Source organism: Pseudanabaena sp. Chao 1811 (assembly GCF_027942295.1).
GTDB lineage: Bacteria > Cyanobacteriota > Cyanobacteriia > Pseudanabaenales > Pseudanabaenaceae > Pseudanabaena.
Window position 1 is genome coordinate 749,409 of sequence record NZ_CP101416.1, and the last position, 25,967, is coordinate 775,375.

The 25,967-nt window shown below is 43.0% G+C and carries 19 protein-coding genes and 1 tRNA gene; 9 read left to right on the plus strand and 11 right to left on the minus strand.

Annotated features, from left to right (window positions below; genetic code table 11):
• Nucleotides 1-25: 25 nt before the first annotated feature.
• On the plus strand, nucleotides 26-1,843 hold the full coding sequence (recN, locus tag NMG48_RS03580; RefSeq protein ID WP_271254017.1) for a DNA repair protein RecN: 1,818 nt from the start codon (nucleotides 26-28) through the stop codon (nucleotides 1,841-1,843).
• Here the strand turns inward: recN and cobN are convergent.
• The 3 genes from cobN to NMG48_RS03595 all read right to left on the minus strand — a co-directional run bounded on the left by cobN (nucleotide 1,840) and on the right by NMG48_RS03595 (nucleotide 8,535).
• On the minus strand, nucleotides 1,840-5,643 hold the full coding sequence (gene cobN / locus NMG48_RS03585) for a cobaltochelatase subunit CobN (protein ID WP_271254018.1): 3,804 nt from the start codon (nucleotides 5,641-5,643) through the stop codon (nucleotides 1,840-1,842). The two genes, recN and cobN, sit on opposite strands and share 4 nt — an antisense overlap.
• 107 nt (nucleotides 5,644-5,750) lie before the next feature.
• A complete protein-coding gene (locus tag NMG48_RS03590; RefSeq protein WP_271254019.1) occupies nucleotides 5,751-7,871 on the minus strand; it encodes a tetratricopeptide repeat protein in 2,121 nt (706 codons plus the stop codon).
• Between the two features lie 337 nt (nucleotides 7,872-8,208).
• Complete coding sequence (locus tag NMG48_RS03595) at nucleotides 8,209-8,535, minus strand: hypothetical protein (protein WP_271254020.1); 327 nt, start codon at nucleotides 8,533-8,535, stop codon at nucleotides 8,209-8,211.
• A gap of 25 nt (nucleotides 8,536-8,560) precedes the next feature.
• Between NMG48_RS03595 and NMG48_RS03600 the strand changes: the two genes are divergently transcribed.
• Nucleotides 8,561-9,964: a cobyrinate a,c-diamide synthase gene (locus NMG48_RS03600; RefSeq protein WP_271254021.1), complete on the plus strand. Its 1,404-nt coding sequence runs from the start codon at nucleotides 8,561-8,563 to the stop codon at nucleotides 9,962-9,964.
• A 159-nt stretch (nucleotides 9,965-10,123) separates the two neighbouring features.
• Here NMG48_RS03600 and hepA read toward each other — a convergent pair whose 3' ends face one another.
• From hepA to NMG48_RS03615, 3 genes are all read right to left on the minus strand, one after another.
• Nucleotides 10,124-11,983: a heterocyst formation ABC transporter subunit HepA gene (gene hepA, locus NMG48_RS03605; protein WP_271254022.1), complete on the minus strand. Its 1,860-nt coding sequence runs from the start codon at nucleotides 11,981-11,983 to the stop codon at nucleotides 10,124-10,126.
• A 19-nt stretch (nucleotides 11,984-12,002) separates the two neighbouring features.
• Complete coding sequence (pheS, locus tag NMG48_RS03610; RefSeq protein ID WP_126387701.1) at nucleotides 12,003-13,007, minus strand: phenylalanine--tRNA ligase subunit alpha; 1,005 nt, start codon at nucleotides 13,005-13,007, stop codon at nucleotides 12,003-12,005.
• Nucleotides 13,008-13,137: 130 nt separating this feature from the next.
• The gene (locus NMG48_RS03615; protein ID WP_271254023.1) at nucleotides 13,138-15,696 is read right to left on the minus strand and encodes a peptidoglycan DD-metalloendopeptidase family protein; all 2,559 of its coding nucleotides are present in this window, start codon (nucleotides 15,694-15,696) and stop codon (nucleotides 13,138-13,140) included.
• A 912-nt stretch (nucleotides 15,697-16,608) separates the two neighbouring features.
• On the opposite strand from NMG48_RS03615, the gene NMG48_RS03620 reads away from it, so the two are divergent.
• Together NMG48_RS03620 and NMG48_RS03625 are read left to right on the plus strand one after the other, a co-directional pair.
• On the plus strand, nucleotides 16,609-18,207 hold the full coding sequence (locus NMG48_RS03620; RefSeq protein WP_271254024.1) for a glycoside hydrolase family 57 protein: 1,599 nt from the start codon (nucleotides 16,609-16,611) through the stop codon (nucleotides 18,205-18,207).
• Nucleotides 18,208-18,497: 290 nt separating this feature from the next.
• Complete coding sequence (locus tag NMG48_RS03625) at nucleotides 18,498-18,653, plus strand: hypothetical protein (protein ID WP_174235274.1); 156 nt, start codon at nucleotides 18,498-18,500, stop codon at nucleotides 18,651-18,653.
• Nucleotides 18,654-18,705: 52 nt separating this feature from the next.
• Here NMG48_RS03625 and NMG48_RS03630 read toward each other — a convergent pair whose 3' ends face one another.
• The 4 genes from NMG48_RS03630 to NMG48_RS03645 all read right to left on the minus strand — a co-directional run bounded on the left by NMG48_RS03630 (nucleotide 18,706) and on the right by NMG48_RS03645 (nucleotide 21,307).
• Entirely contained in the window at nucleotides 18,706-20,196 is a 1,491-nt protein-coding gene (locus tag NMG48_RS03630) for a TldD/PmbA family protein (protein WP_271254025.1), read from the minus strand.
• An 85-nt stretch (nucleotides 20,197-20,281) separates the two neighbouring features.
• Nucleotides 20,282-20,353 (minus strand) — tRNA-Gly (locus NMG48_RS03635).
• Between the two features lie 120 nt (nucleotides 20,354-20,473).
• Nucleotides 20,474-20,962 (minus strand): flavin reductase family protein, encoded by a 489-nt coding sequence (locus NMG48_RS03640; protein WP_126387694.1) that lies wholly within the window; start codon nucleotides 20,960-20,962, stop codon nucleotides 20,474-20,476.
• A gap of 210 nt (nucleotides 20,963-21,172) precedes the next feature.
• The gene (locus NMG48_RS03645) at nucleotides 21,173-21,307 is read right to left on the minus strand and encodes a hypothetical protein (protein WP_271254026.1); all 135 of its coding nucleotides are present in this window, start codon (nucleotides 21,305-21,307) and stop codon (nucleotides 21,173-21,175) included.
• Between the two features lie 130 nt (nucleotides 21,308-21,437).
• On the opposite strand from NMG48_RS03645, the gene NMG48_RS03650 reads away from it, so the two are divergent.
• From NMG48_RS03650 to NMG48_RS03670, 5 genes are all read left to right on the plus strand, one after another.
• Entirely contained in the window at nucleotides 21,438-21,845 is a 408-nt protein-coding gene (locus NMG48_RS03650; protein ID WP_271254027.1) for a GIY-YIG nuclease family protein, read from the plus strand.
• Nucleotides 21,846-21,927: 82 nt separating this feature from the next.
• Nucleotides 21,928-22,113, plus strand: coding sequence for a hypothetical protein (locus NMG48_RS03655; RefSeq protein ID WP_126387690.1), 186 nt, complete (start codon nucleotides 21,928-21,930; stop codon nucleotides 22,111-22,113).
• The gene (locus tag NMG48_RS03660; protein ID WP_271254028.1) at nucleotides 22,113-23,141 is read left to right on the plus strand and encodes an ABC transporter permease; all 1,029 of its coding nucleotides are present in this window, start codon (nucleotides 22,113-22,115) and stop codon (nucleotides 23,139-23,141) included. Before NMG48_RS03655 ends, NMG48_RS03660 begins: the two co-directional genes overlap by 1 nt.
• Before the next feature lie 277 nt (nucleotides 23,142-23,418).
• Nucleotides 23,419-25,107 (plus strand): pilus motility taxis protein HmpF, encoded by a 1,689-nt coding sequence (gene hmpF / locus NMG48_RS03665; protein WP_271254029.1) that lies wholly within the window; start codon nucleotides 23,419-23,421, stop codon nucleotides 25,105-25,107.
• 78 nt (nucleotides 25,108-25,185) lie between these two features.
• Nucleotides 25,186-25,377, plus strand: coding sequence for a hypothetical protein (locus tag NMG48_RS03670; RefSeq protein WP_271254030.1), 192 nt, complete (start codon nucleotides 25,186-25,188; stop codon nucleotides 25,375-25,377).
• Between the two features lie 41 nt (nucleotides 25,378-25,418).
• Here the strand turns inward: NMG48_RS03670 and NMG48_RS03675 are convergent, their stop codons facing one another.
• Entirely contained in the window at nucleotides 25,419-25,901 is a 483-nt protein-coding gene (locus NMG48_RS03675; protein WP_271254031.1) for a peptidylprolyl isomerase, read from the minus strand.
• Between the last annotated feature and the right edge of the window lie 66 nt (nucleotides 25,902-25,967).

Here is a 25,967-nt window from a genome sequence, read left to right on the forward strand (position 1 = left end):
ACATTTTGGAATCAAGAAATAAACTATGCTGCTGAGTCTTAAAATTGAAAATTTTGCCCTAATCGATCGCTTAGAACTGGAGCTTTATGCAGGGCTAAATATTCTCACAGGCGAAACTGGGGCAGGGAAGTCAATTGTGCTAGATGCCCTTGATGCAGCATTAGGGGGCAAAGTTTCGGCGAGAATGCTCCGAACTGGTACTGATCGCGCCAATATCGAGGCAACATTTTCAACGAATCAGGCGATCTCCCAATGGTTAGAAGTACAGGAAATTGATGCCCTTGATGCTGACACTTTAATTTGTAGTCGCGAAATTACGGCTCGGAGCAATCGTACCCGTGTGAATGGGGTGGTAGTAAATAAGCAGCAAATTCAGGAACTACGCGATCGCCTAGTCGAAATAACAGCTCAAGGTCAGACAATTTTACTCAGTCAAGCCGCTCAACAGAGGGAATGGCTAGATAGTTTTGGCGATCAAGCTTTCAATCAGTCTCTATCCTTACAACGTCAGAAGGTCGCGAAATTATTTGAAATCAAGGAGCGATCTCGTAGGGCTTTATTTGATCGTCAGCAAAATGAACGTAATCGGTTGCAGCATCTAGATATGTTGCGCTACCAACTCAAAGAGCTTGAAGCGGCTAATCTTGACGATCCCGATGAATTGGAAAATCTAGAAAGTGATCGCAATCGCCTTGCCCATAGTGTGGAATTGCAAAAGCAAGGCTATGCAGTATACGAGGCACTTTATCAGAATGATAGTGGCAACGCCTGTGCGGATTTATTAGGGCAGGCAGAATCCATTCTCACATCAATGGTAGAACTAGACCGCGAAGCCGAAGGGATTTTGGAACTAGTGGCAAGCGCTCTTGCCCAAGTAGAAGAGGCAGGAAGACAAATTAATAACTATGCCAATCGTCTTGACTCTGATCCTGAGCAATTAGAATCCATTGAGCAAAGAATTAATCAAATCAAACAAATTTGTCGCAAATACGGCACATTACCCGAAGCGATCGCCTATACCGAAAAGTTGCAAAATGAGCTTGCAGAACTTACCGATCAAAGTATTTCTATTGAAGACTTAGAACGTAAAGCAGAGGCGGATTTACAGGCATTACTCAAAGCTTGCAAAAAGCTTACAGAACTGCGGCGACAGACCGCGATCGCCTTAGAACAGGCACAAATCGAAGCTCTCAAAATGCTGGCGATGGAGAAAGTGCGCTTTCAAGTTGGCATTTATCCAGTGGAACCCACAGCTTTAGGTAGCGATCGCATTGTGTTTGAGTTTAGCCCTAACCTCGGCGAACCCTTGCAACCGCTAGCAGAAACAGCATCGGGTGGAGAAATGAGTCGATTTTTGTTAGCGTTGAAAACCTGCTTTGTCAAACAAAAAACTCAGGAAATCAATCAAACTATCGATGTAGAAATGAGTCATGCCCATGTTGGCACGATGGTATTTGATGAAATTGATGCGGGTGTGTCAGGTCGTGTTGCCCAAGCGATCGCTACCCAACTCTGGCAACTTAGCCGCAGTTCACAAATTCTCTGTGTCACTCACCAGCCCCTAATTGCGGCGATCGCGGATCGACATTTTCATGTCAGTAAAGATGTAATTGGCGATCGCACCCAAGTCCAGATTCGTCTGTTGGAAATAGAGGAACGCAAGCAAGAGTTAGCACAAATTGCTTCAGGAAAAAGCTTTGAACAAGATAAACCTCAAGGCAAATCTCAAGGTAAAAGTAAAAAGGTAAAAGATAAAAGTGAGATAGATAGCGCATTGAGTCAAGCGATCGCCTTTGCCGAATCATTGCTTGATCAGGCAGCCACAATTAAAGCCAATATTTAAACATTTTGAGATTCAATTGCACCTTCAGCATCATTAGCGATCGCCTTTAAGCGATCCAACATATCCGCCGTCACATCTTGCCACATCCCACGCTGATTCGCTTCTAGCAAGCGTTCCGACATATCTCGCAACGCCCAAGGATTGCTAGATTTAATGAAATTCTGGACTTCAGGATTAAAGATATATGCCTCCGCAACACCCTCATACATGAAGTCGGAAACGCAGTTAGTCGTAGCATCATAGGCAAACAGATAATCAAGAGTTGCCGACATCTCAAAGGCTCCCTTATACCCATGACGCATCGCTCCTGCTATCCATTTGGGATTGACGACACGCGATCGATACACTCGCGCAATCTCTTCACTCAATTTACGAACCTTGGGCTGAGCCATCCGTGAATTATCACCAAAGTACACCTCTGGAGCGTTACCAGATATAGATTTGACAGCCGTTGTCATCCCCCCCTGAAATTGATAATAATCATCGGAATCGAGAATGTCATGCTCGCGATTGTCCTGATTTTGCAGCACGATTTGCATATTACTGAGCCGTTGATTAAAGGCTTCAGGGGCGGATTTACCCTCGGATTTACTGGTATAGGCATAGGCACTCCAATTGATATAGGCTCGCGCTAAATCTTGCTCACTTTCCCAGTTTTGCGACTCGATTAAACCTTGCAAACCTGCACCATAGGCACTTGGCTTTGAGCCAAATACCCGATAACGCGATCGCTCTTCAGCCTGTTCTAAAGTCAATCCTTCCTTTTGCCAATGTGCGGATTCTGCTTGAACTTTTGCCGCTAAGGGATTCTGATCGGCAGGTTCATCGAGATTTGCTACAGCATTCACCGCACTATCAAATAAATCGATGAGATTGGGAAACGCATCTCTAAAGAATCCTGAAATCCGCAAGGTTACATCAATACGAGGACGACCTAAAATTGATAATGGCAAAATCTCAAAATCAATCACGCGCCGCGATACGCCATCCCAAACAGGTTGCACTCCCAATAAAGCCAGCGCTTCAGCAAGATCATCGCCACCCGTTCGCATTGTCGAAGTTCCCCAAATGGATAGCCCCAAGGTTTGCGGATATTCACCATGCTCTTGCGTATAGGTTTCAATCAGCACATCCGCAGCTTTGTGCCCAATATCCCAAGCGGTTTCCGTCGGCACGGCGCGAATATCCACCGAATAGAAATTCCGTCCTGTGGGTAATACTTCGGGTCTGCCCCTTGTCGGCGCACCTGATGCACCGCTAGGGACATATTCGCCATTAAGTCCGCGTAGGAGATTGGTAATTTCTTGGTTGGTTTTGTAGAGAGATGGCAAAAGGCGATCGCGAATCCATGTTAGTTCTGTTTGAATTGCAATACCCTCATCCCCCAACCCCTTCTCCCATGAGGGGAGAAGGGGAGCAATATTGATTTTCTTGTCCCCCTCTCCCTCCTTGGGAGAGGGGCTAGGGGTGAGGGCATCCACCAACCCTGCCGCATATTCTTCTATAACTTCAATCGCATCGCCAATAATCCGAGAATTTGCTAAACGTGGATGCGAACTTGATGGAAGTGACTCACCTAAATTTGCAGTCAAGGGATCGAAATCTAAACCCCAATCCTGCGCGATCGCTCGCGTCAGTCCCAAACGGTTAACCGTCGGATTACGGGCGATCGCTACGACTAAATCCCTTAACTGCCGACCTTCTGGGCATTGACCGAAAATATGTAAACCATCACGAATTTGGGCTTCCTTAATCTCGCATAGATAACCATCGGCTGTCATGAGAATCGTATTTAGTGAATCCTCTAAACGGTCTAGGGAAATTCCTAGATCGTGATAGAGATTTTCCTGTTTGATTGTATCTATCAGGCGATCGCGGATCATGCCCAAACGAGAGGGATCGAGGGTTTCCGCTTCGTAATATTCATCAATCAAGCCTTCCAATTGCTGCAAACCACCATACAACTCAGCACGAGTCATCGGCGGCGTAAGATGATCGAGAATCACCGCTTGCGATCGCCTTTTTGCTTGAGAACCTTCCCCAGGGTCATTGACGATAAAGGGATAAAAATGTGGCATCGCCCCAAAAGCGGCTTCGGGATAGCAATTTTCCGATAGAGCCACGCTTTTTCCAGGGAGCCATTCAAGATTGCCATGTTTGCCGATATGGGCGATCGCATGGGCGTTAAATTTGTCGCGCACCCAATGATAGAACGCCATATAGTCATGGGTCGGCTCTAAATCGGGTGCATGATAATTGAGCGTAGGCTCGAGATCGTAGCCCCGTGATGGCTGAATACCGACAAAAATATTGCCAAATTGCATACCTGCGATCGCAAATTCTTGTTCGCATTTCGGCTGATTCCATCTTGTCTGAATTCCATTTTGGACAGGCTCAGGCAAATTCTGGAAATAGCTTTGATAATCCTCTAAAGATAGCGATTGATAGACCTGACGTACTCCAAAGGATTCGCGATCATTAGTCACGCCTGTAGTTAACAACTTCATCAATTCATCGCTAGTCTCAGGAATCGCCCCAACGCTATAGCCTGAACTTCGCAAAGCTTTAAGAATCTCTAAACAACTGGCTGGGGTATCTAACCCGACTCCATTGGCTAATCTGCCATCACGATTAGGATAGTTAGCAAGGATTAAAGCAATTTTGCGATCGCCTACATCCGTATGCTTTAGCTGGATCCATTTCGCCGCCAGATCCGCCACAAAGTTGATGCGTGATCGTACTGGTTCATAGGTCAATACTTCCGTTTGCAAAGCGAGATTTTGCCCCTGCATTGCTTTAAAAGAAACTGCCCTTGTAATAATTCTGCCATCGACTTCAGGCAAGACTACATTCATCGCCATATCTCGAGGATTCAATCCCTGTGTACCATTTACCCAAGTTTTCTTCAGTCCACCACTAAAAATCACCTGAAACACAGGCACATTCAAGGCTTCCCAAAGATCAACCTGTGGCGTATCCGTTTTTAGACTTGCCAAAGAGAAGCTAGTCGTATTCAAAATCACATCAACTTTTTGACCAGATTCAGGCAAGCAATAGCGAATTAATTCCGCTTGCACATCGGGTTCTTTTAAGGATGAAACATAGATCGGTAAAGGCGTAAGATTACGTTCAGTTAAGGCTTTACATAAAGCTGCGATCGCCCCCGTATTTCCTGACAAATAATGAGCGCGATAAAAAAGAATCGCCACTCGTCCCCCCTCTCCCAATGGGAGAGGGGGCTGGGGGGAGAGAGTTTCAAATATCCCAATCCGAGGCACTGATTGCGGAATTGCATATTCTATCGCTATCTCTAGAAATTCCTTTGCAACAAACTTCAATAAATTCTGATAGTTCTCAATCCCTGCTTCAATAAAATATTGCCAAGCCTGATTTACTAAAGTTAGCGTTGTTGTCGAATGGCTAGTTAAGCTCGGATCGGGACGCTCATCCCCCGGTAATACGATCAAGACTGCGCCTGTATTTGCCACAGTTTCCTTAACCACCTCTAAGCCGTAGCTCCAGTAAGACTGTCCCCCAATTAATCTGACAATAATTACTTTGGCTTGCTCTAACACCTCTTCTGCATAGGTATCGATCGCGATTTGTTGCTGCAATTGCAAGACATTCACCACCCGAATCTGCGGAAAATCTTCAGGCAATTGAGCCGTAGCCGCCGCAAGGGTTTGGATATCCGTATCCGCAGCAGTAATGATCACAATCGGTGCAGGTTGCTGATCAACAAAAACAACGCTGTCGGTGGACTGGTTCCAGCCGCCTGAAATAGTGGCAATACGGTGCATTAGTTAGCTAAATTAAGGATAAGCATTTCTATATAGCGTACATTGCAAAGGCAGATAGAATCAGTTGAGTCTAAGAGAAAGCCTTGTAAATGTTTAAGGATAAGTAACTATTTCGGATCTGACCAAGGCGCAAATTTAATTTGTAATCCCCTTACTTCCATTTTGAAGTAAGCATAGGGTGCTTTTGCCAACTCTGGAAACTGAGGTATTTTTAAGTCATAACCATTGGTTAGTCTTAAAGGTAGTTTTTTCCCTAGTTTTTGTATTGCCACTTGATTAATTGCTTCATAGTCAACGATTTGCCCATCAGCAGAGACTTTCAGCTTAAAGATAGCAGGTTCTTCATAATAAATACCTTTATCATTCATTATGGCCAGAAAATTTTGGCTTAACTGTAAAATTGACTGTAGTACTCCTATTTCTGAAGGATTATTAAGATCAGGTGCATAGTTTTTAAAAACTGAACTAACACGAGATTCAAGGATAAGATTTTTGCAATTTTCTTGCTTACATATTTGATCAAAATATTTCTCACTGCTTGGATATGCGATTGCCCAAGGAAGAATATGCTTTACTTTGCCCTCTGAAGAAATCAAAACCTTAAAATCAACAAATTCTATTTTGCCACCTTGAGCCAATTCTGCACTTAATGTATTGATTGTTTTTTTCTCCAGCGCTTCTATAATGAAAGGCTGAGCATTTCCTAGTTCCCGTGATTTCTCATCATAGGCAAAGTATGCGATCAATTCTCCATTTTTATTCAGTAAAAATCTCCAAACAATGTCTTGGTCATACTTCTGGTTACTTTTGACATACTTATTTTGAATAACTTGAGTCAACTGATTAGCCAAATCTGCCCAAGTCTGAGGATCTTGGATTAAAACTATTCTATTGCCATATTTAGATTTAGATATTGCTTCCTCTCGTCGGTAAGAGTAAACCAGACCCATAAAAGAGATAATATTACGAATCTCCGACGCAGAATGTACATCTATATTCGATATTGGAAGTTTATAATTTCTGAACAAAGTTACGTCGGATGGTATGTAAAATTTTGTGCCCCAACTTAGTGCAGACCAACAGTCGTCCAGTATATTCTGATCGTTTATCAAAGGATCGGTTCCATTTACTTTCAAATAGTCTGATATTCTGCCAAAGAAAAAAGCCTGTTGGTAATAACATTTTGTTCTTTTAGATCCTAGGGTAGACGCAACTGTTATAGCGTCTTGCTGCTCTGCCGACTCTTTTTTAATTAAACTATCAAGACTGATCAGATTATCAACAATTCTATTTAATGAAGCTCGTGTTTTTTCGCTGATATTTTCTTCGTATTTAAGCTGTGCCATTATCACAATGGCTTGATTAATCGCAATATCTGCGGATAATCTAGGGTCTTGACTAAGATCGTTAGATGCGCGACTGAGGTTAGTTATTGCTTTGTTAGCACGGACAAGTAAACTCTCAGCTTCACGGACTATCCGCTCATCAATTCCACCCTGCCAATTATTCTTTTGCAACTCTGCCATGAGCATCACCCTTGCCTGAGCATTTAGAAATTGGGGAACTCCATAAAAAGCTCCTTTTTTGTATACTTTTAAAGCCTCATCAAAGTTACCTAATTTCTCATACAAAAAGCCAATAGCAATTTGTGATTTATAGTCATCTTGGGCAAAGTTTAAAGCTCGCTTATAACTTTGCACTGCTTGAGACCACTCGCCATTTTTTTCATGCTGCTGCGCCTGATCAAAGTAAAAATCCCCAACTTTAGGCAAATTATGATGGATGCCATATGCTGCCCCCATTAATAACAATGATGCTCCAAAGGTAGCTTCAGCATGAAGCGAAGCAGGAACTTTCATACTCATCAAAGTACTTTCAACAGCTTTTTTGCCTTTATCAGTAAGTGCGCCCCCTGCAACAAAAGCTAAACCTGCACCCTGTCCGATTGTGCTGAGAGTACCTAAAAAGTCAAAACCTTCATTAGAGAAAGCCTTCGCAGTTTGGGTAATAAAAGATGTTGCAACCACCAAACAAACTACTGTACCTACATTCCATACCCAATCAAACTTGTCCAACCAAGTCTTGGATTGAGAAGATTCTATAACTGGTTCAAGATACCACCACCAAGAAGATTCTGGCGGCTGTAAATTCTGGCGCAATTGCAGCAACTCTTCAGCATCACAAACAATGTCTGAGCGTTGTTTCAGTTCTAAGTCTAGTTCAGCCAATATTACCAATTGCTCATCATCTAGCTGTGCAACTTGGGAGAGCGCATCTTGGAGGCGATCGCGCGATCGCAATACTTGGAGAACTTGCCGATAAGATGACTTGGATTGAGATGGTAAACCTTTAAGAGCCTCCGCATAGTCAGTAAGGAGTTGGGCTAAATTAGACTCGTTATGCTGACTACCAAGGTTTTCCATAATCCAATACTTGCAAAAAACTTACTAGTTAAATTTCTCTATTGATAGGGAAGTGAGCAAACGGCTTAATTTAGTGGCAAGCGATCGCATCTCACTTAACGTCAAAATGTCTCATTTATTTTCTGCTGTAATCATTGATTATTCACCAATTCCTTAATAATTTTTTGTTTTTGAGATCGCTAAAACTAAAACCAAAACATCTTCCAAACAATCTAAAAATCATTACTTTAGCGATCGCCAAAATCTTTTTATCATAGATATCGATCGCGATTTGTTGCTGCAATTGCAAGACATTCACCACCCGAATCTGCGGAAAATCTTCAGGTAAGTTCGCAGTAGCCGCCGCAAGGGTTTGGATATCCGTATCCGCAGCAGTAATAATCACTATCGGCGCAGGTTGCTGATCGACAAAAACAACGCTGTCGGTGGACTGGTTCCAGCCCCCTGATATAGTAGCAATACGGTGCATTAGGTTCAGCTAGGAAAATTAGGCAATGGCAATTATTATCGCAGGTGAACGCAGTGGTGTGGGGAAAACTACAGTTACCTTGGCGCTACTAGCAGCCCTGAAAGCGCGATCGCAATCCGATCGAGTGCAATCCTTTAAGGTTGGTCCCGATTACATCGACCCGATGTTCCATGCCTATATCACAGGGCTACCCTGCCGCAATCTCGATCCCGTCTTAACCTCTGAAGACTATGTGCGATCGTGCTTTTCTAAACATTCTCAAAATGCTGCATATTCTCTAATCGAAGGAGTAATGGGACTATTCGATGGTGCGACAGGAAAGGATGACACCGCAAGTACTGCCCATATTGCAAGATTACTAAACGTACCAGTAGTTTTAATTCTCAATTGCGCCAGTACATCACGATCTGTTGCCGCGATCGCTCATGGATATCGCACTTTCGATCCACGTATTCAGATTGCAGGTGTAGTTCTCAATCGTGTTGGCAGCAATCGCCATTTAGAACTCTTAACTCAAGCTCTTGAGCCTCTTAACTTACCAATTTTAGGTGTTCTCCGTCGCCAAGATAATATATCAATTCCCGATCGCCATCTTGGACTAATACCCACTGCCGAAATGTCTGATCTCGATGGCATTATTCAGCGATTGGCGCATCTAGGCGAAACTTGCTTTGATTGGGAGAAGTTATTGCCATTGATGAAAATCCCTCACCCCCACCCCCTCTCCCATGGGGAGAGGGGAGTAAATATTACTCCCCCTCTCCTGCGGGAGAGGGGGCTGGGGGGTGAGGGCAAAATCCGCATTGCGATCGCCAAAGATCGCGCCTTTAGTTTCTACTATGCCGATAACCTCGATTTGTTTCGAGAATTAGGAGCAGAATTAATCTTTTGGAGTCCGATTAGCGATCGCCAATTACCAGAAAATATTCAAGGTTTATACTTTGGTGGTGGCTTCCCAGAAGTATTTGCTGCTGAATTAGCTGACAATAAAACTGCAAGAGAATCTGTTCACAATGCCATCAAATCAGGAATACCCACCTATGCTGAATGTGGCGGCTTAATGTATCTATGCGATCGCATTGTTGATTTTCAAGACCAATCTTTTCCAATGGTGAATATTTTGCCGACAGCAGCAAAAATGGGTAAGCGGCTAACTTTAGGCTACCGACAGGCGATCGCTTTGCAAGATAGTCCTTTGATGCATAAAGGCGATCGCCTCTGGGGACACGAATTTCATCGCTCATCTTTAACAGAAACTAGCGATCGACCCTTATATGCTCTGCAAGGCTATGAATCGCATTTGCAGTATCCCAATGAAGGCTGGCAAAAGTATCAAGTTCATGCCTCCTATACTCATCTCCATTTCGGCGCACAAACCCATCTTTTAAAAAGATTTTTGGCGAATTGTAAGGCAATGCGTTGCCTCTGAATTAAATTACATCAGCAAACGTTTTCTCCATTTTTCTGAAGTATCAAATTCCACTCCAAAGAAACAGGGCACTGGTCAGCTAATGTGGGATGAGTTCTGAAACGTCCATTTCATGTCGATAAAAAAGACTCAAATATGTCACTGACCAGTGCCGAATTCTTATGCGTTTAAATTAGAGCCAGAATTTTGCATCTGATGATATTTCCATAAAGCACCCTTCCTATCAATTAGTTCCTGATATGTACCCTGCTCAACAATCCTTCCCTGTTCCAAAACCACCACTTTATCTGCATTAGCGATCGTTGAAAGGCGATGGGCGATCGCAATTACAGTACATCCTTTAGATAGTCGATCAAGCGATTCTTGAATCAATCGTTCCGTCACAGAATCAAGCGCACTTGTCGCTTCATCCAAAATCAAGATATCAGGTTTACGGAGTAAGGCACGGGCGATCGCAATTCTTTGGCATTGACCACCAGATAAACGTACACCGCGATCGCCAAGTACAGTGTCAAAGCCCTGTGGCATATCCAAAATAAAATCAAGGGCATTAGCTTGGCGGGCGGCATCTATCAACAACTCTTCATTAATATTACTGTTGTCTAACCCATAGGCGATGTTATAGCGCACAGAAGCATTGAAGATGAAAGTATTTTGACTCACAATTGCCATTTTGCGCCGTAAGGAACTAATTTTTAGCTCTTTTAAGTCAATTCCATCAATAAAAATTACGCCATTAGTAGGATCATATAATCTTGGCACTAGATCCGCTAAAGTAGTCTTCCCCGCCCCCGAACTACCGACTAGAGCCGTAGTTTCTCCCTGTTTGATCGATAGATTAATGTCATGTAATACAGGCTTATCAGTGGAGTTGTAACTAAAATCAACAGCACAAAAATCAATCGAATTCTTAAGATGAGTAAATTCTAATTCTCCATCTTTAAGATAAATCTTGTCTTCTGTACTTAAAACAGCTCTCAGTCTAGCAAGAGACCCCCCATAGGAGCCGATTTCCACTCGCAATCCATTTACTTGCTCAACTAAAGGCATCATTCTAAAGAGAATGAACATAAAAGTCAGCAATGATGCTGTTTGTAGCTGACCACTACTCACAAAAGCAAAAAAAGCAGATACAATTACGCAAATTAAAATTGTGGTAGAAATTGCTTCGGCAAGGGGACGAATCAAATCGACAGATTTATTCAGTCGAAATAAGGCTTGTTTAACTCTTTCAGATACCTTATAGAAACGGACTCTCTCAAAATTTTGGGTGGCTGAGGTTTGAATTGTTCGCATTGCGCTAATTAATTCAATACCACTAGAAGTAAAATCAGCCCCCGCCTGTGATACGGGGAAACTAGCCTCTCTTACTCGCACCACAAAACTGGATATAAATACGGATAGCATCCCAAAAAGCACAAGTGCGGCGATCGATAACTGCCAAGAGATTAAAAACATGGCAACGATATAAACCAACAGAGTTGAGCCTCTAATCGCAAAGTTAGAAACCGCACCAAAACCTCTTTGGATCGTCGCAATCTCATTATTAAGGCAGTTTACTAAGTCTCCTGAGCGAGTTTGAGAATAATAACTAAGACTTAAGCTAATTAACTGCTCAAACATCGACTTGCGCATCCGATCCGCAAAGGAGGCATCGGTTAGTTTGGCGTAGACTGGTCCCAAGTAGGCAAATAGCGATCGCATCCAAGCCAAGAGAATTACTAAAAATCCTAGACGGGCAATGCGATCGTTTGTACTAGTTGTTGGGCTAAACACCCATAAATTTAGCCAGTCAAATCCTAGATTGATCGAACTATTTGTTGGATTAGTTAAAACTTGTAGAAAAGAGTTGATAACGACAAGGGCAGCCCCTTCAAAAACTGCGCCTAAAAAAGAGAATATAACCGCAAGAACGGCTATATCCCCAAAATACTTAAACTCTCGCAGAAAAACGCGGTTTTCTTGCCAAAAGGAAGTAACCTGAATTAGGCTTCGGAAGAACGCGAAGACTTTCTGCATATGGTGTTCTCAAAAATAGTTAAAACTGGCGCAGAAACCGCAAATCACTAGTGAATAAGCGGCGAATATCATCAATTTTATGCAAAACCATGGCAACTCGATCTACACCAAATCCCCATGCAAAACCTGTAACTAATTCAGGATCATAGCCAACAGCTTTAAATACATTAGGATCGACCATACCACAACCACCAAGTTCTAGCCAACGACCATTCCACATGACATCAACTTCGGCGGATGGTTCAGTGAAGGGAAAGTAGCTAGGGCGAAATCGAATCGGACATTCACCGAGGAGTTCTTCCACAAAGGTTTTCACAGTACCCTTTAGATCACCAAAGGTGAGTCCTTCCTCGACAGCTAATAGCTCGATCTGATGAAAAATTGGGGAATGGGTGGCATCAATATCATCTTTGCGATACACACGTCCGGGGCAAGCAATTCGCAATGGTGGTTCATTTTCTTCCATATAACGAATTTGCACAGAGGAAGTCTGAGATCGCAATAGTTTACCATCACTCAAATAGAGGGTATCTGCCATATCACGGGCAGGATGATCCGCAGGGGTATTCAACGCCTCAAAATTGTAGTAATCCGTCTCAATTTCAGGACCTTGAGCAACCGTAAACCCCATACCCACAAGAATGTCCAGCATTCTATCAATAGTGCTATTAATGGGGTGCATTCTACCTTGATGCGATCGCAGGATACCTGGCATAGTTACATCAAGGGTCTCCGATTCTAAGCGCTTAGCAATTACTGATTGTTGAATCGCAACTTTGCGCTCTTCTAGTTGATTTTGTAATGTTTGCTTAACCTGATTGGCGATCGCTCCGACCTGAGGACGCTCCTCCGCCGATAACTTACCCATCGCTCCCAGAATTTGTGAAAGAGTTCCCTTCTTTCCTAAGTACTCAACCCTTAGCTGTTCTAATTCTTCAGGAGTTTGCACATCCCCAACTGATTTTGTTGCTAGTTCTGCCAGAGATTGCAATTGAGATTTTAAGCTCTCTAAGTCCGTTGCCATCAACGTTTCCCGTTTATTTATGAAGAATTTTTGCTCTCCTAACTGTAGCAGAAAACATCCAATCTATACGATTACCACAATAAAAAGCGAAGGTAGCACAATGTGCTACCTTCGCTTTTTATTGTGGGATTTATCTTTTAGCACTAGCTAGGAATGACATTGGGTCGATTGCGCTACCACCATTAGGACGAATCTCAAAGTGAAGGTGAGGACCAGTACTAAACCCAGTACTGCCCATTGAACCAATGGTTTGACCTTGGCTAACAGTTTGACCTTCCTTGACATAGAGTTCGTTCATGTGGGCATATCTGGTGATTGTGCCATCAGGATGACGAATATCAATCATGTTGCCATAGCCACCATCGTTCCAGCTTGCATAGTCCACAACACCAGAAGCTGCTGCCAAAATAGGAGTACCAATCGGTGCGGCAATGTCGATACCCGCATGGATGCGCCCCCATCTCCAACCAAAACCAGAGGTGAACACACCATCTGCTGGCCAAATAAACCCCGTCGATAGTCCATAATCATTGACATCAGGCAGATAAGCACTAGCAGTCAACTGTGGCAACTGTGGTGTAATTCCTGAACGATCACCAGGGTTAGCGATCGCACTACGACTAGAATCAAAACTGCGATCGGGATTAGGAGAAGCATTTAAATTAGCGGCAGCAATCTTTGCGGCTTCTAGCTTACGAGCCTCTTCAGCTTTACGTGCAGCTTCTTTAATCTCAGCATCGCGGACTTTGGCATTGAGCTGCTCCACCTCAGTCTCTAAACGCTTAACTTCCAGAGAAGTCATTCTAGACTCAGGCTCAGGCAACAAAGCTACTTGACTGGGCTTACCGTTCGTAGCAGTTGTTTGCTCTACTGAATCTGGTGCAGGTACTTTAGGCGCTAGATTAGCCGCCAGTTTTGCAGGAATCTGGACATTGGGTTCAGCAGCAGGTTGAGCAGAAACGTTAGCAGGCTGAGAACTAGAGATAGTATTCTGCTCGATCGCACGGTTAGCAGGAATATTAGGAGCTGAGATTGCAGCTACGGTCGCAGGCTTTGCTTTTGGCTCAGATGCTGGCTGATTTTGGGCTTCAGCAGGTGCTGCATTACGCAAGCTGACTCGTTGCTCAGATAGCAAAGAAGTAGGAATCTGTGGAATTGACAACGCGGTAGCAATCTTTGCGGGAACCTGAACCTTTGGCTCAGCTACAGGTTGAGCAGAATTAGCTTCTACAGGAATTGAGCGATTAGAACTGTACTGTTCGGTAGCACTCGTTGCAGGAATTGATGGTGCAGCGATTGATCGAGCTGGCACATTGAGAGCCGTTGGAGATAGCGCCGAATTTTTCTTATTACCATTGCCACTAAGTTCGCTAAATAGTTGGTCAGGAGCAAATGGAAAGAGAGATACAGCAACCTTAAGAGCAGGCTCGGCAGCTACAGGTAAATTGGGTTGAATAGACGTAGCCTTAGCTGGAATGCCAGCTGATTGTTCTTGAGCAGGAGAATTAGGGAGATTAGCAGTACCTGTTCCTGTAAGCTGCATCAAGCCATCCCAAGGCGCAACACGATTTGCCGCCGCCACCTTAATACCCGTATTAGCAGAATTATTTGCCAACACCATAGGAGTTGCAGCCACAACACGTACCTGTGAAACCTCTTTTGGCGAAGATGCACTGGTAGTATTTGCAGATGCGGACAAATCACTTACAGGTGATGGGACTTGCTTAAATGGCTTTTCATTAGTGGCAGCAACCGTCTGGACTTGTGGTAAGTTGCGTTCTTGAGGAAGCTTTAATTCCTGATTAAGCTCTAACCATTGAGGATTTTCTAGCTTATTTGCCTCAATGATTGACTTTTGAGTAATACCGTAACGGCGAGCAATTGTCTCAATGGTGTCACCGTTCTGTACCTTGTAAGCAGTGTACTTAGGCTGTTTGGCGATCGCATTGTCAGCAACATTAGCCTTCGAGTTAGCACTAGCGAGCGTAGCGGTTGCTTTCTTCCCTTCAAGCTCTTGCAAACGCTGCATCAAGCGTTCTTTCTCAGCAACTAGCTGCCTTTTAACATGGGCTTCTTTGACCTGCATCAAGGAGGCAACATTACCTGGAATAACTAGAGGTTGGTCGATCGCTAAGAAATCCCCAGAAGTTAGCGATGTAAACTTGATAATCTCGTTTTTAGGAACATTATAGTAACTAGAGATCGCTTCTAGCGTATCTCCTGGTTTTACCTTGTGAACTAAACCATTCACAGGTGGGATCATTAATTTCATACCAGGCTGCAATTCAGTATTTGCACTGATGCCATTAGAAGCTGCGATCGCTGCCGCATCAACTTGATAAACCTGAGTTAGCTTCCATAAAGTTTCATCTTCACGCACTTCATGGACAATCACTCCTTGCGCATTGTCCCATGTACCCGAAGCGATCGCTGTGCGTGCCATTTCATACTTGCGATCTTGGTTTTGTGCCATCACGTCTGTCAAAGTACGGGACGAAGCTGCCACGGGTGTAGCTTTGAGATTATTATTCGCCGATTGTTGGTTGACTAATACCCCCACGGTTCCTGCAGATAGAGCAAACCCTAATGCTGCAAGTGAGCGACGTACCTTCAAAGAGGACAACTTCTCGCCCAATGCCAGGGAAACACTGGTGGTTAGATCCTCGTCTTTGGAAGATATCTTTTTCAAAAAACTGCCTCCTCTAAACTAGCTTCGCTCCTAATAAATCAAGTGTGAGAACAAGACGAACTACATGAGTGTATTTATGCAAATGACATAAATCACTAATTCGGTAAGGAGCAATTACAGATATTAAGTTACCTTGATTTTTTCCTTAAAACAAGTTCATGGTGAACAACAAAAAATCTATTATTGTGCATTCAAACCCCTTTCCACCCCAGAAACATGCAATGCGCGTTTTGTCAACAACCGATTCGGTAAAATAATCTCTCAAAATCTCCAAAAATAAGAATCAGAATTATATCTGCCTAAAGATAGTTTTTACTTAAAAACTAGATATCTAGAAGATCATTCTTTTGAGGCTAGGAGGTAACTTTACTTAATTTGCCACTCCAAGATATCTCTGATTTCCCAGCATAGCAAGAGAGGACTTTGTAGTTATTTATAGAGTCAATCTCTTAATTACTCTTTCTTACGTCTATTTACTCTGCTTTTCACAAAAATATACATCCCCTCTTTATGTAAGCTTTTTTTAACAATTTATATAAAAAAATTTACTAGCCGTCCTGCTTTTAGACATCACAAGATCTCGAAAACCAGAAAATTACAGGTTCAGCACTTTGACTGACCATGCCACCTTTATTTTCTGGTAAATGCCGATACAGAATCATACTAAGTACAGCAATAGCTTAAAATTACTTTAAAAATGCATTAAGAAATGAAACGACATTTATTTCAGGATCGCCAAAGCTCGACGCTTTCAGCAGCATCAAGGTACAACAAGCCTCTCTATGCTGCACAGGATAAAGCTTTTAGGTAATCTATATTATCTAGAGTTTAAAGTGTGATGTGTGACACTTTAAGCCCCATCATCTCAAGCATCATTGGCTAAATTAAGGACTTTTTAGGAAAAGAAGATCTATGAGCATTGGATATCTCGCGCTGGTCTTACACGCTCACCTGCCTTACGTCCGTCACCCTGAAAGTGACTATGTACTTGAAGAAGAATGGCTGTATGAGGCAATCACTGAGACTTATATTCCCCTAATTAAGGTTTATGAGGGACTCAGACGAGATGGCATTAATTTCAAAATGACCATGAGTATGACACCACCATTGGTGTCTATGTTACGCGATCCACTTCTCCAAGAACGTTATGACAAACACCTTGCTCTACTACAACAACTAGTTGAGCTTGAGGTCATCCACAATGAACATAACGGTCATGTTAAGTATCTTGCTGAGTACTATGTCAAAGAATTTGCCGAAACTCGCGAAATTTGGGAAAAATATGGCGGCGATCTTGTCACTGCTTTCAAACAATTTCAAGACACTAACAATTTAGAGATCATCACCTGTGGTGCAACTCACGGCTACCTGCCATTGATGAAGATGTATCCAGAGGCAGTCTGGGCACAGCTAGAAGTTGCGGTTGAACATTATACAAATGAATTTGGACGCGCCCCTAATGGCATTTGGTTGCCAGAATGCGCCTATTATGACGGTTTAGAGCGGATGCTTGCCGATGTGGGGTTGCGATATTTCCTCACCGATGGACATGGTATTTTGTACGGTCAGCCCCGTCCCAGATTTGGAACCTATGCCCCTGTATTCACGGAAACAGGTGTAGCTGCCTTTGCCCGTGACCATGAATCATCGCAGCAAGTATGGTCATCGAAGGTGGGCTATCCTGGCGATCCTGTTTATCGGGAATTTTACAAAGATTTGGGCTGGGAAGCTGATTATGAGTATATTAAGCCGTTTATCATGCCCAATGGTCAACGTAAAAATACGGGTATTAAGTACCACCGTATTACAGGGCGTGACTTTGGTTTAGATGCAAAGCAACTTTATGATCCTTACTGGGCAAAGGAAAAGGCAGCAGAACATGCAACTAACTTTATGCAGAATCGCCAAAGTCAAGTTAGTTACTTACATAATATGATGGGTCGCCCACCACTTGTAGTATCACCCTATGATGCGGAGTTGTTTGGTCACTGGTGGTATGAAGGTCCTTGGTTTATTGATTTCTTAATCCGTAAATCCTATTACGATCAAACGACCTATGAAATGACCCATCTTGCCGATTATCTCCGTGGCAATCCTACGCAACAGGTGTCACGTCCTGCTCAATCTAGTTGGGGATACAAAGGTTTCCATGAATATTGGCTCAATGAGACCAATGCATGGGTATATCAGCATTTGCATAAGGGTGCTGAGCGGATGATTCATCTCTCCTATCGTGAACCTGCGGATGAGTTGGAGTGGCGCGCACTCAATCAAGCCGCCAGAGAGTTACTCTTGGCGCAATCCTCAGACTGGGCATTCATTATGCGAACTGGCACGATGGTTCCCTATGCGATTAGAAGAACGCGATCGCACTTAATGCGATTGGAAAAGCTATTTGAAGATATTGAGGCAGGCAAGATTGATGCTGGCTGGCTAGAAAAAGTGGAATATATGGACAATATCTTCCCTGACATCAATTACAGAACCTATCGTCCTCTTACCGCTGTTTAATTTCTTATACAGCACTTTGCGCTGTCATACAGATAAGAGCATAAAAGTGCAGCGCAGAGGCACTTTTATGCTCTTATCTGTATCTTTCAAGAAGCAAGTGGTTACAACTTATGGTTCTGCTAATTGCCGTAGCTTTAGACAGTTACTAAAACCCGAAAAAAGACTTACTAAGTAGGTCTTTTTTCTTTACATTTATTTAAAAAACTTTTAGTAACATACGCTACGTTTTTTATATTTATATGTTATGTTAAGCATATAAATAATACGTGGAACTTATTAGGATATTAACTATGAATGTTAGTCAAAGAAAGGCAGAAGCAGCAGCTAATCACAAAGCAAATCTATCAGCTTCCATTAAGCGCCGTATGGAAGTTGCAAGATCTAATAATGACACCAACTTGCTAAATGTCCTTGAACAAGAAATGAAGCAATTAGGCTTAAATTAAGCGAAAAAGGCATAAAAAGGGGTACAAAAAGGGCAATTGATGCCCTTTTTGTTTAGTCAGCACCACCAAAAACTTCTATATTTTCAAATAAACAGACGGGGGATGCGTGTCCGACGCGAATTACTTGATTAGGCTCGCCTTTGCCACAGAAGGGGGAACCATAGGCTTCGACGGTAGGTTGACTACCGACTCTAGCGAGACTACTCCAAAATTGATTAGTGACACCACGATAGTTAGGATTGCGAAGAGTTTTGGTTAATTTGCCATTTTCGATGAGTTTGGCGTATTCGCAGCCAAATTGGAACTTGTTACGATAGTCATCAATTGACCATGAGCGGTTGGATTCCATATATACGCCATGTTCAATATCAGCAATGATTGATTCAAAGGAATGTTCGCCTGCTTCGAGGTTGATGTTTGCCATGCGATCGATCGCTGGGCGGTTCCATGAAGTAGCCCTAGCATTCGCCACACCTTGAAGCCCCGATCTCACTTGACTTTCGGAACTACCTAAACCTCGCAATAGTTTTCCCTCTTTAATTAAGTATTCCTTAGTGGCGGGAATACCTGCATCATCAAAGGCATAGCTAGCAAATTCCCCAGCCCTAGTAGGGTCAAAGGTGACATTCATCAGCGAGGAGCCATACTGCATTTTGCCAAAGTCTTCCAGTTTGACAAAGCTACCACCTGCGTAATTACGTTCGTCACCGAGAATGCGATCAATTTCTAGGGGATGTCCAATGCTTTCATGGATTTGCAGCAACATTTGATCGGGCGCAAGCACTAGGGATGTCGTTTCTGTAGGACATTCGGCGGCAGAAAGCAATTCCACAGCTTGCTCTCCAACTACTTTAGCTCTTTGCAAGATGGCACTGCGATCAAAAACTTCCATGCCGATTTGATTGCATCGGGCGAGTTGTCCATTATCACCACGACGCTGAATGATCGCCCCATCTTGGGCAGTTGCAGCATAGTCGGTAGCAACAACTAAAAACTTTTGATAAATATCCGAACCATTACTACTAATAAATTGGGTCTCTATTTCTGTAATTACTGCATAGGCACTGGTTTTGACAATTTTATCGGAGACCTTTAAGGTATCGCAGATCTCAATTAGTAATTCATTGAGTTCTTTAGGGGCGATCGCATCGGTTGGTTTGAGAAAAGGTGAGAAATACTGTCCAACTGCTTTGGGTCTTTGATTAATTGTGAAGCGATGTATTGCCCACCTTGCCGCAGTTTTTGCTTGTTGGTAAGCTCTTTGGGCTGTGAGTTGGATATTGGCGAGATCAAGATGATTGGTACTGGCATAGCCAAACTGACCATCAACTAATACTTCGATCATCACACCATGAGATAAGCTGCGACCATTGGACTGAGGGATGCGATCGCGCACATAACGAGTGGTATTAATCTCTTTAACTTCACGTAAGCCAATCCATTCCGCTTGGGGTAAATCAATATGAGATAGGGCAATTTTTAAATCAAATTGACCATCAGATTTTAAGTCCAATGCAGAATCAGTCTTTACATCAAGTTTCATAAGTGGGTAGATCTCAATATAATTTTGTCATCATAGCCGAATTAAAAAAGAAGAGACGCTTTGCGTCTCTTCTTTTTGTTAGGTAAGCGGGTGATGGGATTCGAACCCACGACATTCTCCTTGGCAAGGAGATGCTCTACCACTGAGCCACACCCGCATTTGGTGTTGTTTTTGTGCGCTCTTGCGTTTTGCGCTTTATTAATATGCCAAACATTGCAACGAATGTCAACTATTTTTTTTAAACAAACTAAAACTCCCGTAGGGAGTTTTAGTTTGTTTAATATTTGAAGCCATTTTTGCGTGTGTGGACAGCAGGTTCACCTTCACGGAGGCGATCGCCTGCATTAATTGTTGCCAAGATGATCGTATGGTCACCCGCATCAAGGCTACTAGTTACCGTTGCATCAAGATAAGCGATCGCCTCGGTGAGATAAAGCTGACCACTAGGAGCAGTTGCCGTGTCAACCCCATCAAAAGGATCGACATCGGGTGCGAAACCTTTCGCAAAATGTCCAATGATTTTCCCCTGCCCCTTTTCAGCAACATTAATCACTACGGGACTACCTACAGTTAAGAATGACTCAATTGGTCTACCTTTACCAACCACAAAAGTTACAGATGGCGGATTAAAGCCTGCTTGTTGTACCCAAGAAGCGAGCATCGTACCTGTTGCGCCATTTTGTTGAGAAGTAACGATAAACAAGCCACTGGGAATCGTCCCGATCGCAGCTCCAAGTTGTTCATTTTGGGAAATAGTTTCGGTCATTTTTTAGATTAAATTTTGGCTATTGAGGAATTCTGTTTTAGCTTACCGTTTCAGACGGACACAAGTTAAGACATAAGAAAAAGGCGACGCAATGCGTCGCCTTTTTCTTGACTCTAAAAATAAAAAATATCTTAAGGGCATTAGCAAAGCTAAAATCCTTAGAAACAAAAAATTAAATGTACAAATCAGGGTCAATTCAGGGTCAAAATACTAGACGTAAGCAGTCTGGAAGCCCCACCAGAGAAGGAACCCGATCGCACTCAGGACAACAATGCTCGATAGCACGATTGATAAAGGGCTATCGGCATTTTCAAATTTCATGATGCCGCGATTAAAATCTGACATATAAGCAAAACCTAACTAGTTGATTTAGATTACTTAAGCAAAACAATTTAGTTATAGCTCAACTATGAGTGAAATTACTCAAAAGTAACAAAATCTCTGGGAATCAGGACTCTAGGATAAGAAATTACCTATGCTCGAAAGGATGCGTATTTTTTGGTTGCCATCAAAGCCCGTTAAAAAATTAAAAGAGTTGCCTCCAGATGCAGGGGTCTATTACATTACGGCACTGTGGATTGTGCTGTATGTGGGTAAAGCCAAAAATCTCCGCAATCGTTGGAAGACCAACCATCATCGCTATCAACAATTTAAGTTGCTGCACCCATTTGGCAGACTACATTACAAGGTTTTAGCAGCTAGCCAAATTACTGCCTACGAGAAATCAGAAATCACAAAATTTCGTCCTGCGTGGAATGGTACTGCTAGAGTCACTTTTTGGAATCTACTATGCTTATTTATCGCTGTGTGGGGTCGCGTGATTATTTATGCCCTGTTGCTATTGCTGGCGATCGCTGCTTTTATTTATCTGCTCAGGCAATGAGTCAAGGACTTGATTGATATGCCAACGCTAGAGCCTATTTGTTGATGCTAAATTAGATAGTTAATCATCAGGAGATTGATATATGCCACAGCTAATTGGAATTTTGGTACTAGTCGCCTATGTATTTGGGGTTGTGAAATTTTTGCAAGGTTTTCAACGTACCGATTTTTCGGGTAATCAGATTGGACTTGCTTTACTCTGGCCAGTCCTATTTGTCATGAATGGTAACTATCGCAAAAATTTCTTCAAAGCACTTAAAGGCTCTTAATGAACTGGTGGAAAAGACTCAGATCCAATCCTCTCGCTTGGATTGGAATCACGATTTTAACTGTTTTTTATGCGGCAGCTCTATTTGCTGATTTCGTAACGCCTTACGGAGTCAACGAACAGGTAAAAAATGCCGCTTTGCTGCCACCCACACAGATATATTGGCATGATCGCCAAGGTCAATATATTGGCGCACATGTCTATCCGACCACCCAAGGTAAGGTTGATCTCGAAACAGGCGATCGCGCCTTGATTGTTGACTATACCAAACCATCGCAGATTCAGATTTTCCACGGTGGGCATTTATTTAGTACCACCAGCGAGGGGAAACTGAACCTGTTAGGAACCGATGAGCAAGGACGGGATCAACTAACCCGCTTACTGCATGGCGGCAGAATTAGTCTGTTGATAGGCTTTATCGGTACGACTATTTCCTATGCGATCGGTTGCCTTGTTGGTGGCATTTCTGGCTATATTGGCGGCTGGCTAGACGTAGTCCTGATGCGGTTCGTCGAAATTTTAATGTCAGTTCCTTCAATTTATTTATTAGTAGCATTAGCTGCAATTTTGCCTCCCCAAATCAGTAATACTCAACGATTCGCGTTAATCATTGCGATTATTTCCTTTGTGTCATGGGCAGGACTAGCCAGAATCATTCGTGGACAGGTATTGTCCATCAAAGAGCAGACCTTTATTTTGGCGGCTCGTGCCTCAGGCGCAAGTCCATTGCGGATTATTGTGAACCATGTTTTACCTCAAACCATTACCTTCATTATTATTTCGGCAACTCTCGACATCCCCCGATTTATTGTCGTAGAAGCTGTCTTAAGCCTTGTTGGACTAGGCATCCAACCTCCCGATCCGTCATGGGGTAATATGCTATCTTTGTCTACTAACGCTTCGATTGTGATCCTGCAACCTTGGCTAGTGTGGACTCCTGCATTAGCGATCGTGTTAACGGTGCTATCATTTAATCTCTTAGGAGACAGTTTGCGTGATGCCCTTGACCCCAAAAACATTAGGCAATAAGCTTTATGCCGTTTGCTCTAGCAAGTTTAAGGTTAAGAAAACCTATGCCCGATAACAGTTTTAGTATCAGTTTTTTAGTCAGTAGCTTTTAGCATGATTTCAGAGTGCAATAACCTAAGAATTTCCAAAAAGTCTTCAAATATGTCGCCAAAAAACTCATGCAATTAGGTAGTATGAGATGAGGATCTAGACTATTTTGTATTTTCTATGACGGGTTTTTGCTCTTTCGTCATGTCAATCTGAAAGTTAGCATCAGCAAAATAGGAGTATATTCAGCGTGCAGTACTTAGCGGAACTTCAAAAAACTCAAGCAGCTTTTGGATTAGGTGGTAACTCGTCTGTCCGTCTACTAGCACGTAATACGGGTGAAAATGTTTGGCAGCCGATTACGAACGAGCAAGTTTTGCAGGTTCAAGATTCGAGCCAAGCCAAAGATTTTAAAGATGGTCAGATGGTCATTGCCGAAGTTACAGGCAGTAACCAAGTACAAAGTATCCAAGACGCTTCTAAAAAGATCGTCAATATTCTCCAAGCCTATTCGCGATCGCAGGATAAGTATAAATCTGCGGAAGAAGAAGTTGAACAGTGGAAGCAATCTCTTAATTTTCAAAGCCAAGAGTTACATCGTCGTGAGCAGGAATTAGAACAAAAGGAAATAGAGCTAGAACACCTCGATGCAAGACGGCAAGAGATTGAAGAACTAGAAGAAAAGTTTGCTAAAGAACGCAATGAAATTGAGCAATTACGAGCAGGTATCGAAGCCGAACGGGGACAGTTTGAAGCCAAAGCAGCCGCGCTTACGTCAGAGCAAGCACAGCACCTCAAAACGCTAATAGGACAATTATCATCTAGCTTCACAAGTCCAGATTCTCTAAGGGATCGGATTTATAGCGCTCTTGATCTAATCAATAAGCGTCAGGAAGTACTTACAGGATTTTGGCAAAATTTAGATGCCCTCAAAAACGAAGCAGAAAATCAAAAGAGTATTCTCAATAAATCCACGGAAGATCTGAATGCACGTAAAGCCCAATGGCAGCAAACTCAAGTTGCTTTAGCGGATGCACAGGCAGAGCTAAAAGCACAAAGGGGCATTCTTAAGCTCCAAGAAAACAATATGGCAATGTCTAGGGTGCAACTTGATGCCCAAATAGAGCTATATGAACAAACCTCCAATGCGATCGAAGCCTTTGGTGGGCCTGGCAGTATGGAAGTTCTCAGTCCAGAGGAAGAACATCGACTCCAGTCCATGCCCATTGAGGAGTTAGAGTCAACCATTAAGGCATTGCAAGCAGATTTCGATAAGTTAACTAACTACATCGGCGCTCAAGAGGATGAGCTAGCTGGTCTAGAAGGAGAAATCGCTGATTTGCAAAGTCAGGTCGAAACGGCTGATCAGTTTGCACGGATCGAATTAGAAAGTAATAAAGAATTTGCAGAAGAGCAGTACAAACTCCTTGAGGAAAGCGTTTCAGGTATGAGACGTGGTATGCAGGAACGTCTGTCATTGCTAAATCAGCAAAAGGCAATTCTGGATCGTCGCAAAGGAATTACCGTTGAGGCAAGTCCTGTTAAAAGCTTGATGCCTCTATTGTCCCAAATCGAATCTCAGAAAAACCGTCAGGAACAAGATTTGCGGAAAATGGAAAGTCAAATTGAGGCGGTTAGAAACTATACACAGCAGCAACAAGAAATGCTGGCAAAGCAAACTCAGGAGCATTTGCAACAAGAGCAGGCTATTCGGACAGCAGAACTGCAACAGCAAGAGCGTATCAAAACTGTAGCTGAGTTGCTAGGACAAATTATTGCTCAAGAGCAATTACTACGTCCCGTGCAGGATATTGTCGATACTTTGCGTCCACAGTTAGAAGCAGCAGTTCAGGATTTAAGCTCTGGTTCTAATGGAAGTAATTCTTCGCAAGTTCTAGCTGATTTACAATCTATCATCCAGAATTTAGTTACTTCCTAAAGTATGGATGGATCTGGATACTTCTAGGCGATCGCACTTTCTCAGTACCTATCAACTATTTAAGAAACAATTGCCGACATGTCGCAAGCTGTTGAACTAAGTTCATCAAAAACTCTAAATCCCATCACGTCCATTCCAAAACCTGAGTCTACGGCATCGCCAACTCTGACAGAGCTTAAACAAGAGTTAATTCTGTGTCAGCATTGTTTGCGTACTGCTAGCAATGGCATTAAATGTCAGGGAATCTGTGTGGCAGACAGCAACTACTAATCTCATAAGACAATAAAGGGGGCTAAGCCCCCTTTATTAATTTAATCTTCAATTTTGATTGAGATAATTTTGTCGCCGCGACGGATGGCTTGGGCAACTTCCACATCATCGGTGTAACCGAAAGCCGCATATTGACCATCTAAAAATGATGCGTCGCCAAGGGTCACAAAGAATTGACTGGTGGCACTGTTGGGATCGTTAGTACGCGCCATAGAGAATACGCCAGCTTTGTTGTGCTTGATCACTGGCTTTTTACCGCGAGCTAAAACATTGCCAATTGTTGCTTCGCTATCACCTTCTGCCCAAATTTCGAGCTTAATGCGATCGCCTGATCCGCCAGTACCGTTACCGAGAGGATCGCCGCCTTGAATGACAAAACCGGGTTCGACACGGTGAAAGGTTAGCCCATCATAAAAACCATGCTTGGCGAGGTCTACGAAATTTTTCACAGTGATGGGGGCATGTTGGTCATCAAGCTCAGCACGCATGGTTCCTTTAGCGGTCTCAATTACAGCACGGATCATAAATAAACTTACCTAAAATTTTTTGCAAGGTTAGAGCAGCTTAAAGTATAACAATCGCTGGGGCAA

Excerpts from the sequence above, each read along its gene's own strand:
- NMG48_RS03650 (WP_271254027.1), top strand. The coding sequence starts at position 21,438 with ATGCTCGAAAGGATGCGTATTTTTTGGTTGCCATCAAAGCCCGTTAAA.
- recN (WP_271254017.1), top strand. The coding sequence starts at position 26 with ATGCTGCTGAGTCTTAAAATTGAAAATTTTGCCCTAATCGATCGCTTA.
- NMG48_RS03660 (WP_271254028.1), top strand. The coding sequence starts at position 22,113 with ATGAACTGGTGGAAAAGACTCAGATCCAATCCTCTCGCTTGGATTGGA.
- NMG48_RS03640 (WP_126387694.1), bottom strand. The coding sequence starts at position 20,962 with ATGACCGAAACTATTTCCCAAAATGAACAACTTGGAGCTGCGATCGGG.
- NMG48_RS03655 (WP_126387690.1), top strand. The coding sequence starts at position 21,928 with ATGCCACAGCTAATTGGAATTTTGGTACTAGTCGCCTATGTATTTGGG.
- cobN (WP_271254018.1), bottom strand. The coding sequence starts at position 5,643 with ATGCACCGTATTGCCACTATTTCAGGCGGCTGGAACCAGTCCACCGAC.
- NMG48_RS03645 (WP_271254026.1), bottom strand. The coding sequence starts at position 21,307 with ATGTCAGATTTTAATCGCGGCATCATGAAATTTGAAAATGCCGATAGC.
- NMG48_RS03600 (WP_271254021.1), top strand. The coding sequence starts at position 8,561 with ATGGCAATTATTATCGCAGGTGAACGCAGTGGTGTGGGGAAAACTACA.
- hepA (WP_271254022.1), bottom strand. The coding sequence starts at position 11,983 with ATGCAGAAAGTCTTCGCGTTCTTCCGAAGCCTAATTCAGGTTACTTCC.
- NMG48_RS03630 (WP_271254025.1), bottom strand. The coding sequence starts at position 20,196 with ATGAAACTTGATGTAAAGACTGATTCTGCATTGGACTTAAAATCTGAT.
- NMG48_RS03675 (WP_271254031.1), bottom strand. The coding sequence starts at position 25,901 with ATGATCCGTGCTGTAATTGAGACCGCTAAAGGAACCATGCGTGCTGAG.
- NMG48_RS03625 (WP_174235274.1), top strand. The coding sequence starts at position 18,498 with ATGAATGTTAGTCAAAGAAAGGCAGAAGCAGCAGCTAATCACAAAGCA.
- pheS (WP_126387701.1), bottom strand. The coding sequence starts at position 13,007 with ATGGCAACGGACTTAGAGAGCTTAAAATCTCAATTGCAATCTCTGGCA.
- NMG48_RS03595 (WP_271254020.1), bottom strand. The coding sequence starts at position 8,535 with ATGCACCGTATTGCTACTATATCAGGGGGCTGGAACCAGTCCACCGAC.
- NMG48_RS03670 (WP_271254030.1), top strand. The coding sequence starts at position 25,186 with ATGTCGCAAGCTGTTGAACTAAGTTCATCAAAAACTCTAAATCCCATC.
- NMG48_RS03620 (WP_271254024.1), top strand. The coding sequence starts at position 16,609 with ATGAGCATTGGATATCTCGCGCTGGTCTTACACGCTCACCTGCCTTAC.